10 protein-coding genes are annotated in these 11,603 nt (G+C 51.7%); 4 read left to right on the top strand and 6 right to left on the bottom strand.

Annotation, left to right across the window (positions count from 1 at the left end):
• Entirely contained in the window at nt 1–201 is a 201-nt protein-coding gene (gene bcsR, locus GW591_RS05890; RefSeq protein WP_013575462.1) for a cellulose biosynthesis protein BcsR, read from the bottom strand.
• A 202-nt stretch (nt 202–403) separates the two neighbouring features.
• On the opposite strand from bcsR, the gene bcsE reads away from it, so the two are divergent.
• Genes bcsE through bcsG form a run of 3 tightly spaced genes read left to right on the top strand, consistent with a single transcriptional unit; the run spans nt 404 to nt 3,884 of the window.
• Entirely contained in the window at nt 404–2,002 is a 1,599-nt protein-coding gene (bcsE, locus tag GW591_RS05885; protein WP_121019360.1) for a cellulose biosynthesis protein BcsE, read from the top strand.
• 5 nt (nt 2,003–2,007) lie between these two features.
• A complete protein-coding gene (gene bcsF / locus GW591_RS05880; protein ID WP_013575460.1) occupies nt 2,008–2,241 on the top strand; it encodes a cellulose biosynthesis protein BcsF in 234 nt (77 codons plus the stop codon).
• Complete coding sequence (gene bcsG, locus GW591_RS05875; protein ID WP_166860295.1) at nt 2,238–3,884, top strand: cellulose biosynthesis protein BcsG; 1,647 nt, start codon at nt 2,238–2,240, stop codon at nt 3,882–3,884. The genes bcsF and bcsG overlap by 4 nt, the downstream gene beginning before the upstream one ends.
• A gap of 174 nt (nt 3,885–4,058) precedes the next feature.
• Here bcsG and GW591_RS05870 read toward each other — a convergent pair whose 3' ends face one another.
• Nucleotides 4,059–4,757 carry a FadR/GntR family transcriptional regulator gene (locus tag GW591_RS05870; RefSeq protein WP_013575458.1) on the bottom strand — a complete coding sequence of 233 codons (699 nt, stop codon included), beginning with the start codon at nt 4,755–4,757 and terminating at the stop codon, nt 4,059–4,061.
• Between the two features lie 197 nt (nt 4,758–4,954).
• Between GW591_RS05870 and uxuA the strand changes: the two genes are divergently transcribed.
• Nucleotides 4,955–6,139 carry a mannonate dehydratase gene (uxuA, locus tag GW591_RS05865; protein ID WP_013575457.1) on the top strand — a complete coding sequence of 395 codons (1,185 nt, stop codon included), beginning with the start codon at nt 4,955–4,957 and terminating at the stop codon, nt 6,137–6,139.
• A 185-nt stretch (nt 6,140–6,324) separates the two neighbouring features.
• On the opposite strand, the gene araC is transcribed toward uxuA, so the two are convergent.
• From araC to GW591_RS05845, 4 genes are all read right to left on the bottom strand, one after another.
• Nucleotides 6,325–7,260, bottom strand: a complete 936-nt coding sequence (gene araC, locus GW591_RS05860; RefSeq protein ID WP_013575456.1) for an arabinose operon transcriptional regulator AraC — start codon at nt 7,258–7,260, stop codon at nt 6,325–6,327.
• Between the two features lie 176 nt (nt 7,261–7,436).
• Nucleotides 7,437–8,441 carry an L-arabinose ABC transporter permease AraH gene (araH, locus tag GW591_RS05855; RefSeq protein WP_013575455.1) on the bottom strand — a complete coding sequence of 335 codons (1,005 nt, stop codon included), beginning with the start codon at nt 8,439–8,441 and terminating at the stop codon, nt 7,437–7,439.
• Nucleotides 8,442–8,459: 18 nt separating this feature from the next.
• Complete coding sequence (gene araG / locus GW591_RS05850; protein ID WP_013575454.1) at nt 8,460–10,046, bottom strand: L-arabinose ABC transporter ATP-binding protein AraG; 1,587 nt, start codon at nt 10,044–10,046, stop codon at nt 8,460–8,462.
• Between the two features lie 251 nt (nt 10,047–10,297).
• A complete protein-coding gene (locus tag GW591_RS05845; protein ID WP_013575452.1) occupies nt 10,298–11,284 on the bottom strand; it encodes an arabinose ABC transporter substrate-binding protein in 987 nt (328 codons plus the stop codon).
• Nucleotides 11,285–11,603: the final 319 nt, after the last annotated feature.

Below are 11,603 nucleotides of genomic sequence, written 5' to 3'. Positions count from 1 at the left end.
TTATTTTTTCTCCGCGCCGCGTTCACCGTATTGCGCCAGCTCAGCCAGTAGCGGCCAGCGGGACATTAGTTGCGGAATCTTTTCTTTACGGGCTATATCGACATAATTTAATTCTGACAAAGAAAAAAGGTGACTCAGTGCAAAGAAATCATCATCTTTCGTCGGTTCGGATTCCTCCGGGTCTACAATATTGGCTCCCACCGATTCTTTCTCCCTGCTTCAATCTAAATACTGATACCACGACAGCCAAAATGCGCTTACCTGTCTGGGCTTTTTAGTATCAAACATTATTGTGAAGTATTATGATTATTTAATGTAGCAATGATAGAATTTATTATACTCACATTTCTCAGTGTGTCCCAAGCAGACTTTTAATCAAAAACGATACAAGCAGATTAACTATATGGCACTCTCCTTTTCATTGGGCATGAAGCAATTCTGGAATGGATTAGCCCGGATGCAGGCTCAGGGGCTTTACTGGGTTAACACCGAAAGTCAGGAAGCCGCTTATCATCTTTGCGGACAAACGGTTGAGGCTCAGCAAGGTGAAGTTCCGGTCAACGTTTTTTTCCCACAGCACAATTTAATTTGCACTGCACAAGAAAACAGGCTATCTGACGATGATATCCTTCTCACTTATTTAAAAAAATATCAGAAAAAAACGTTTTATTACCTGTTAGCGAATGGGAAGAAAGCATTTCTCTCTCTTGCAGCGGATATTAATCGTTTGCCTGCTCACTCAGCCTCATTAATGATTCTATTACTTCCGGTCAGTACCTGGCAGGCAGTAAATGATAAACAATGGGTCCGCTGGCTGAGTGAAATGAGCGCATGTGTCAATAATAAAGGTGCAACTATCCTTATTATCTGCTATGGAGCCGGTATTAATGCGGTTAAAACTCAGCTTCATTTATACCATCGCAATATATGCGGTCTTGCGGATTTGAAAACAGATGTTGAACCGAACCAGTGGGGCGTTTCCTGGTGGCATGACAATTTGGGGGCAGAAGCTAATACGCTTTATCCACTGACGCGCCGCCTGACCGGCTGGGAAATTCAAAAGAACGCCTCTGCCGCTGTTTCCGAACAAACCGGCGATGATCAGTGGATGCTGCTGGCCGAACGCTCAGTGCTTGAAGGCGCACCTGCACTTTCAGAACGCTGGTTCCTGTTCGATGATAATGAGGCGCTGAGCGAGCGCGCGGCACATGCGCGATCGGCGACGGTCATTTTCGCCCTCACCGGTAATGACGAAGTGGAAGTGCTGGCCCGTCAGGTTCATCGTTTACGCATGCAGCGTGGCAATGGTTTAAAAATTGTCGTGCGCGAAATGAATTCTTCTTTGCGCTATGTCGATCAGCGTCTGCTCCAGGCCTGTGGTGCGAATCTGGTTGTGCCACAAGCAGCGCGCCTCTCCAACTTTCTGACCTTGCTCGATGACCTGCAAAATCTCACTTATACCCGCCATGTGCCGGATGATATCGGGCTGCTGCTCGACAGCCGTCTGCCCACGCATCATAAGGGTTATCTGCCACTGCCGGTTTTCTGCGAAGTCATGCACGATATCTGGAATCACGCCGCGCTGGCGACGGAATCCCGGGGCATTTTAATTTCGCTGCGCCCTGCCGCCGGGATCAGCCCGCAGCAGGCGATGTCTTTGTGTTCTCTGCGCCGCGACGGCGATATTCTGACCGTTACCGGGCGTCATCTGTATCTGTTCCTGTCGAACTGTCAGGTCAGCGACGTCGAAAATGTACTGGCGTTTCTGTTTAATCTGCCGGTCAAAGAAGTGTTCACCAGCCAGACGTTCTGGAGTCAGGAGCTGGATATCCGCACGGAAGTTTTGCGTCTGGCCGCCAGGCCGCCGATGGCAAATCCGGTGTCTGAAGCGCAGCCTTTTGTGGCGCATAAAACTGAACCTTTAAAACGTGCCCAGGTTCATCAGCCCGTTCCCATCACGCTGGCCGTGAGCGATACGCCAGTTATTCAGGCGCGGGAGTAAAAGAGATGGATATTCAGGATATTATCGAAATCTTTATTCTGGCGGCGGTGATTTTTATCCCGCTGGGATATGCCCTGCGTAGCCGTTTGCCGCGCTGGAAAAACCGCTTTGCGACGCGATTTCTGTCGCCGCGTTATTTAACCCCCATGACCATCAGCAGCATCAATAAGAACCGCAAACGCTCCGCTACTTTGCCTGAAACTTCTGCGGCTACAGGAAAATCCAAAACTTCACTATGAACGAATCGCAATCTTCTTCGCCGCGTTTGCGGATCTGGCAATCCTGGCGCGGCCTCGGTGCCTGGAACTATTATTTTTTACTCAAATTTGTTCTGCTTTCACAGGGTTATCTGAATTTTGATGCCCTGAGCAATGTCGTCTTTGCCGCCGTGTTGCTATTCCCGTTACGTTCGCTGCGCCTGCACCGCTGGAGACAGTGGATTGCCCTGCCTTTCGGGCTGGCGTTGCTGTATCACGATACCTGGCTGCCTGGCTGGCGTTCAATTGTCAATCAGGGGGCGGACGTAGCAGGCTTCAGTTTCAGTTATCTGCTCGAACTGGCCGATCGCTTTATCAACTGGCAGTGGATTGCCATCGGTTTCGCTTTGCTGGTCGGTTATCTGTTTATATCCCAGTGGATCCGGCTGACCACGTTTACCGTCATTGCGCTGCTGTGGCTTAACCTCAGCGGGCTGATCACACCGTTTTTCGCACATTCGCCGCCACCGGTTATCGCCCAAAATGCCGTAACGACACCAGTGACCGTTGCGCCATCAGCCACTGATAACACCGTGAACGGCCCGCCAACCAATGCCAACCTGAACGCTTATTTAGAGCAGTTCTACCAAAACGAACGGCGTAAGGCGACGAAGTTCCCCGACGCACTTCCTGCCGATGCACAGCCGTTTGACCTGCTGGTGATCAACATCTGTTCGCTGGCCTGGTCAGATCTGGACGCCGTGAATCTTTCGAATTCACCGCTGTGGTCGCGTTTTGATTTTGTGTTCAGCAATTTCAATTCAGCCACAGCCTACAGCGGCCCGGCATCCATCCGCCTGCTGCGCGCCAGTTGCGGTCAGACATCGCATCATGATTTGTATCAGCCTGCCGGTCAGCAGTGTTATCTGTTTGACGATCTCGCGCGTCTGGGCTTCACGCCTCAGCTGGCAATGGACCATACGGGTGTGTTCGGTAATTACATCGGTAACCTGCGTGATGATGCTGACATGAAAGTTCCGCTGATGTCCCAGGCCGGTCTGGGTTATGAGCTGACGTCCTTTGATGGCTCACCGATTTTCAACGACGGACAACTGTTCTCCCGCTGGCTGGAGAATCAGGAGAAAGCCGGTACCGCACGCACCGCAACCTTCTTTAACCTGATTCCGCTGCATGACGGCAACCGTTACGTGGGCAGCAATAAGGGCGCGGATTATCATAACCGTGCGCAAACTCTGCTGAATCAGCTGAATATCTTTATGGATCAGCTGGATAAATCCGGCCGCAAAGTGATGCTGGTGGTGGTGCCTGAACACGGCGCCGCGCTGGTGGGCGACAAGATGCAAATCTCGGGTCTGCGTGATATCCCGAGTCCGGGCATTACCCATATTCCTGTCGGGGTGAAATTCTTTGGGATGCAGGCACCGCACGCGCCATCACCAATGAAAATTGACGGCCAGAGCAGCTATCAGGCGATTTCAGAAATGGTCGCCCGCGCAGTCGATGGCAAAGTGTTTACCAGCCCGACGATGGACTGGAAAACCTTCGGTTCGAACCTGCCACAAACGCCGCTGGTATCTGAAAATGAGAACTCAGTGGTGATGGAATATCAGGGGAAAATCTATATTCGCCTGAATGGCGGGGGATGGGTGCCGTATCCGAGCTGAATGAAACCGGTAAGCAAGGTTTTGGTTTGCTCCTCCCCCTGCGAAGGGGGAGGACGGGAGGGGGTTTTAAGGGCTAGAACCGGGTAAGAGTAAACCTCAGGTTTAGATTTTGACCTTAATACCCCACCCCAACCCTCCCCTTCGCAGGGGAGGGAGTTGTCCGTCTTTCTGCATTTATTCCGCAAATAACTGGTCATACACATGCTGTAAATGCCGGCTCATTCTTGCCTTCGCCCCTGCGCCATCCTGCGCCAGAATCGCGTCTAAAATCCCCTGATGATCGGCATTCATTTCACGGGCAAAATCCACTTCGGTGTAATGACTCTCCAGACGCATAAACCGACGTGAACGACGTTTATCCCACAAATATCCCATCATATCGTGCAGCACTTCGTTGCCGGTCATTTCGCTGATCATCATATGGAAACGGCGGTCAGCTTCGAGAAAAGCGTCGTTATTAGCATTCAGTTCGTTTAATTCCCGGGCGATAGCTCTCAGTTTTTCACGCTGTTCGTCGGTGCCGTTAATCGCCGCCAGTTCTGCTGTCATAGATTCATAAACCTGACGCGCTTTCACCAGCGATTGCAGGCTGAATTCCTCTTCGGTACTTACCGTTTGCACCGCAGGTGTGGCCTGCGGCAACGGGTCGCTGACGTACACGCCGTTGCCGGTACGGATTTCCACCCAGCCGGTGATCTCCAGCGCAATCAATGCCTCACGGATAGATGAACGACTGACGCCAAGTTGTTTAGACAAATCCCGTTCAGACGGGATCATCGCGCCCGGGGCAAACTGTCCGGTATTAATGCAGTTAATCAATACATTAGAAATCTGGCGATACAGCCGTTCAACTTTAAGGGTGGGTAATGCCATTATTTTCTCCGTGTTCATGCTGAATCCCAGATCTGTTATCCCGGTCACATTAATGTTCGGTTTGATGCTGAATCATATGTCGGTCTGATGGCCTGACCAGCAGACCACCTGACCAGACCGCGCATTAAGATTGAACTTATCACCGGCCCTGCGTCAACTACATTCAGACAGTCAGTTAACAATTTTAAGGAAAACACATGGAACAGACATGGCGTTGGTACGGCCCGAACGATCCGGTTTCACTTGATGATGTGCGTCAGGCTGGCGCAACCGGCGTGGTTACCGCCCTGCACCATATTCCTAACGGTGAAGTCTGGCCGGTAGAAGAGATAAAGAAACGTAAGGCGATAATTGAAGCCAAAGGTCTGGTGTGGTCCGTAGTGGAAAGCATTCCGGTGCATGAGGAAATCAAAACCCGCAGCGGAGATGTTGAAAAGCACATTGCTAACTATCAGCAATCTATCCGTAATCTGGCGGAATGCGGCATCTATACGGTCTGCTATAACTTCATGCCGGTTCTCGACTGGACACGCACGGACCTCGGCTATCTGCTGCCGGACGGTTCACGCGCCCTGCGCTTTGACCATATCGCATTTGCGGCCTTTGAATTGCATCTGCTGAAACGCGAAGGCGCGACGTCTTATTACAGCGCGGATGAGCAAAAACAGGCAGCCGAATACTTTGCGGCGATGACGCAGGCGGAGAAAGATCAGCTGGTGTCTAACATCATTGCCGGTTTACCGGGTGCGGAAGAAGGCTACACGCTGGATCAGTTCCGTGCGCGTCTGGCGACTTACGACGGTATCGACAAAGCCAAACTGCGCGAAAACATGGCGCATTTCCTGCGCAGCATTGTGCCGGTTGCCGAGCAATGCGGTTTAAGTCTGGCAGTTCACCCGGACGATCCACCGCGCCCTATTCTCGGCCTGCCGCGTATTATCTCCACCATTGAAGATATGCAGTGGTTGAAAGAAACGGTCGACAGTATCCACAACGGTTTTTGCTTCTGCACCGGTTCTTACGGCGTGCGTGAAGATAATGACCTGGTGAAAATGATGACCACTTACGCCGACCGCGTGCACTTCATCCATCTGCGCGCCACCCAGCGCGAAGACGTGCCGGAAAGCTTCCATGAAGCCGATCATTTAGATGGTGATGTGGATATGGTGGCGGTTATCAAAGCGATTCTGACGGAAGAACAAACACGTCGCCGCGCTGGCAATCTGCGCGCTATCCCGATGCGTCCGGATCACGGCCATCAGATGCTGGATGATTTGCATAAGAAAACCAATCCGGGGTATTCGGCGATTGGACGTCTGCGGGGACTGGCAGAACTGCGGGGTGTGGAGCGGGCTTTGAAACAGAGTTTTTTTAATCAATAATTTTGCACCTCCCCCTGCGAAGGGGGAGGACGGGAGGGGGTTTTAAAGGCTAACACCTATACCAAAGCAAACTTCAACTTATTTATTTGACCTTAATACCCCACCCCAACCCTCCCCTTCGCAGGGGAGGGAGCAGTTCAGTGCTTTGACTTTCCCCTGCTATGGGAGAAGAGCAAGGCAAAAACTCAAAAATGATACGCCACGGCATTTTCATGCTCAGGCCACGGATGTGATTTATACGGCTTGGCCGGATAGTTAATCTCCACACTCCGGCGGCGGAAATCACTCGGGCTGACCCCCACCCGTTTACGGAAGACCCGCGAGAAATACAACTGATCGTCATACCCCACCACACGACCAATCGTCGCGATGGATTCCTGCGTCGTCTGTAATAAAAGTTTGGCGCGGATCACCCGCTGATCTTCGCGCCAGCGCAGGATGTTGATCCCGACCTGTTCGCGGAATAAATGCGCCAGCCGCGATGGTGAGAGGCAAACATGGCGCGCGACTTCATCGATACGCAGCTCACCCGCCAGATTGCCGGTAATAAACTGGCAGGCTTCGATGACACGTGGGTCCATGATTTTCTGCGGACTCTGCGGATCTTCTTCCATGGCTCGCAGCAACAGACGTTCCAGCAGATTCATCCCCAGCTCTTCGCAAAAACGTCGCCCCGATTTTTGCGTTTGTTCGATGTTGGCAAACAGACGGTCAAATTCCAGCAACAAGGTATTATTCGGTAAAGAAAGACGCCCGACATCGCGGGTTTTGGTGTGCCATTCCAGCCAGTCTGCCCAGTAGGCGCGCGGGCGGAAATACACCCAGCGATGATACCAGGAGTCGGCGTTGGCAGAACGACTGTAAAGATGGCGGGCTTTCGGTGGGAATAACAGCAGATCACCGGGATTGCAGTAGAACGTGTCTTCGCCGTCGAAGACTTTACCCTGCCCCTTCACCGTCAAATTAAGAATGTAGCCTTTCATTCCACCCGGACGGTCGATGGCGAAATCCAGTGGCCCGTCAGCAAGGATAGGTGTCATACCGGCGACCAGATAGGCATTGAAACTGTAACCCGGTAACAGCGGATTTTGCTGCTGATCCTGAATCATACGGTGATACATCGAACCTCCTGAAACTTCACTGGACTATGGACTTTTCATCTATTCTAATCGGCAGTGAAAACGCTGCCAGTAAAGGTTGCTAAATTGTGAACAACCACGCGTTTTTTCGGCATTTAACCCGTAATAGCGTTAAATGCCGCGTGATGATTGCGTGAAAGCGTTATCACAAAACCAGATTAAACGGTCTTTTTCGCTTTCTGTTTGTAGCGGTCGAAGATAACTGCCGCCAGCAGGATCAAGCCACGAACCACATATTGCGAGAACGGAGAAATGTTCAGCAGGTTCATGGCATTTTCCACGGTACCCAGAATGAGGATCCCGGAAACCACATAGGAAATTTTACCGATACCGCCTTTCAGGGAAACGCCACCCAATACGCAGGCAGAGATAACGATCAACTCGAAGCCCAGTGAGGTCATCGGCTGGCCGCTGGTCATACGTGACGCCAGAATGATCCCCGCCGCCGCTGATACCAGCCCGGACAGCACGAAGATGATGATTTTCGTACGCACCACCGGCACACCGGCCAGACGCGCCGCATCTTCATTACCGCCAATCGCCAGCGTGTTACGCCCGAAGGTGGTTTTGTTCAGCAACAGACCAAAGATGATCAGACAGCCGACCGTCAGCCAGATAGGTGCAGGCAGCCCCAGCCAGTTGGCATAACCGAGGGTGAAGAAACGTTCGTCTTCGATGCCCACCGCTTTACCGTCAGAAATGATGTACGCAAGACCGCGCACAATCTGCATAGTGGCAAGCGTGGTGATCAGCGCATTGATTTTCAGACGGGCGATAACAAAACCGTTGAGCAAACCGGTCAGCATCCCGAGCAGTAAACCGGCAGCAACGCCGATCCACAGGCTTTCGGTCATGTTGATCACCACGGCGGTGGTAACGCCCGCACAGGCAATCACCGATGCAACAGACAGATCGAAGTCACCGGAAGCCAGACAGAACAGCATCCCGCAGGCCACCATGCCGGACATCGAAATCGCCAGCCCCAACCCTTTCATGTTGATGAAAGAACTGAAGTTTGGCACGAAAATGGTACAGGCGATAAACAGCACGGCGAACACCACTAACATGCCGTAACTGTCCCAGATACGCATCAGACCCTGGCCGCCGCGTGAGGCTGCTGAAGGTTGATCCGGTTTGGCTGAATTGGTTGTCATACTCGACATAATATTTTTGCTCCTCAGTCAGGCAGCGTCATGGGCAGAATCAAGAACTGGCGTGCGCAACATAGCGAGCCCCAGCGCTTTTTCTTCGGTGGCGTCGTCATGCAACAGTTCGCCGGAGATTGCGCCTTCGCGCATCACCACCACCCTGTCGGCCAGACCCAGCACTTCCGGTAAATCACTGGACGCAAACAGCACCGCAATGCCTTGTTTTGCCAGTGAATAAATCACATTATAAATTTCATGCTTGGCGCCAACGTCGATACCCCGCGTTGGTTCATCCAGCAAAATGACTTTCATTTCTTCCGACAACCAGCGGCCCAGAATGGCTTTTTGCTGATTGCCCCCTGAAAGGTTCATGATCAGTTGCTGGTCGCTGGGGGTTTTGATATTCAGCGCATCGATATGTTTACGCGCATTTTTCGCTTCCCAGGCGTTGTTGATCAGGCACCCTGCCTTCACCGTTTTGCGACGGGCGCTGATGTTGATGTTGTCGCGCACCGAGTGCACAGGAATAATGCCGTCAGCTTTGCGGTCTTCCGGACACAACATGATGCCCTGGCGGATCGCATCTGCCGGTTTACGAATATTCAGCGCTACACCGTCCAGCCGGACGGTACCGCCGGTAATACGCGTACCACCAAATAATCCTTTCATCAGCTCACTGCGCCCTGCACCCACCAGCCCGAACAGGCCGACGATTTCGCCCTGACGTACCGTCAGGCTGACCGGCGTTCTCACGCCCGGTGCTTTCACCTCATCCAGTTCAAGGCGAATTTCGCCGTGCGGACGCGGCGCGTAACCGTAAATGTCATCGAGATTACGGCCAACCATCGCCTGCACCAGCTTGCTGTTATCCACCTGTGTCATGTCGTCAAAGGTGCGAACGTAACGTCCGTCTTTGAAAACGGTGACGGCGTCACTTAATGCAAAGATCTCTTCCATACGGTGTGAGACATATAAAATCACACGCCCTTCTGCCCGTAACTCACGGATAACACGGAACAATTGTTCAATTTCGCGTGCAGAAAGCGAACTGGTAGGTTCATCGAATGCAATAATTTTGGCATTGCGCGCCAGCGCCTTGGCAATTTCCACCATCTGCCACTGGCCGATGGAGAGATATTTCAGCGGTGTATCGGGGTCGATATCCAGCCCGAGATGTTCAAGCTGAAGTTTGGCTTCGTAACGCAGCAATTTACGGTTTACAAAACCGTGTTTGCTCGGCAACTGCCCGAGATAAATGTTCTCTGCTACCGTCATTTCCGGCACCAGATGGAGTTCCTGATAAATGATCGCCACACCGGCATCGAGCGCATCCGTGGTATGGCTGAACGCGACCGGCTGGCCTTTGATATGAATATTGCCCTGGGAAGGCTGATAGTTCCCGCTGAGGATCTTCAGCAGGGTGGATTTCCCCGCTCCGTTTTCGCCCATCAGCGCATGAATTTGTCCGGCGTAACAATTGAATGAAATACCGTCCAGCGCTTTCACGCCCGGAAAAGTTTTGCCAATGTCATGGAATTCCAGATACGGCCTGGCCGCATCAAACTCCGTCAGTGACGGTGTCAGCAAAGGCGTCTTATTATCGAAAGATTGCTGAGTCATAGTGGCTACCTGGAAGTTGAGTAAGTATGGATGCACGCCACTGCAAAGCAGAAAACAGTTCAAACTATTTAAAACTGTCGTCCGTTCTGCAGCAGCGTCTCTCCCCTTCATACTTCAAGTCGCAGATGCGTTGGCTACGCTTACTCACCCGAATCACTTACTTATGTAAGCTCATCGGGACTCGCTCACTTGCCGCCTTCCTGCAACTCGAATTATTTAGGGGTATTGCTTGTTTCAACCACATCTGAAGATCACATAAGACCTTTTTTCTTCAGCTCTTCTTTGAAGTTGTCGCGGGTAATCAGGACAACATCCGTCACTTCGGTAAATTTCGGTGGTTCAACGCCTTTGGTAACCCATTCATTCAGCATCTGAATACTTTTGTAACCGTGGATATCCGGGCTAGGTAACAGGGAACCGTAGAAGCCAGTCTGGGCGCTTTTTGACAACTCATTCACTGCATCCACACCGTTGATGCCGATGCCGATCACGTTAGCCGCTTTAAAGCCCTGACCTTCGGTTGCACGCACGCCACCCAATACGGTGTTGTCGTTCATGCCGATGATCAGCCAGTTTTTCACTTCAGGATGTTGCACCAGCAGGGAGTTACCGGCATCCAGTGCGCCCGGGATGTCGTTAGATTTAGTCGGGACTTTGTAGATTTGTTTTTCCGGGAAACCGGCAGCTTTCAGTGCCTCCATTGAACCGGAGGTGCGGCGGCGCGCCGTATCGAGTTCATCGGCAGTAATGGCCATCACGCCGGTATCAGCGACTTTCCAGCCACGTTTTTGCATTTCTTTGTACAGTTCCTGCCCCTGACGTTCGCCGATTTTGGTCGCGGCCATCATGACTAATGGCACTTCTTCCATTGGCTTGCCTTTGGCATTCACAAACTGGTCATCCACCTGGATCACTTTCATGTCATAGCTGCGCGCTTTCGCCATGATGGCAGGGCCGAGACGCGGATCCGGCGTACAGATGACAAAACCTTTCGCGCCGTTGGCCGCCAGGCTGTCGATTGCATTCAACGTTTTTTCACCATCCGGCACGGCGATTTTAATGACGTCGAAGTGGAGATCCTTACCGGCTTTATCTGCGAACCGCCATTCAGTCTGGAACCACGGCTCTTCCGGTTGTTTAACCAGGAAGCCCAGCTTCGGATTCTCGGCTGCCATAGCTGAATGTGACATAAGGGCAGCTAACCCGACCGCCGCTAATGCCTTAGTGAATTTATGCATGATGTTCTCCGACTTTTATTGTTGTTTTTCACAATCACAGTCTTAAATCTGGTGGTTTGCCGCAATCGTGAAAACGTTATCAGTAGCGTAAAGAAACAAAGTGAAAGTGCGGCGAAGTCCAGTTTATAGAGGATTTGCGTCACACTCTCTTGTAAGACGGGTTAAGTTTTAGCGGTAATTTTGCAGCGGAATGTAGAGCGCTATCACACGGCGGGAAAACAGCAGGTTTGTGCATAGATATAGCGATTTTAGCCAAACGCTAACATTTGACCAACCTCACAGAAACATCATTGGGAGCAGATTTGTGCATACTTCCAGC

The sequence above is a fragment of the Rahnella aceris genome (assembly GCF_011684115.1).
GTDB classification, from domain to species: Bacteria; Pseudomonadota; Gammaproteobacteria; order Enterobacterales; family Enterobacteriaceae; genus Rahnella; species Rahnella aceris.
Note: the sequence above shows the minus strand (reverse complement) of the source record. Positions and strands in the feature narration are given on the sequence as shown.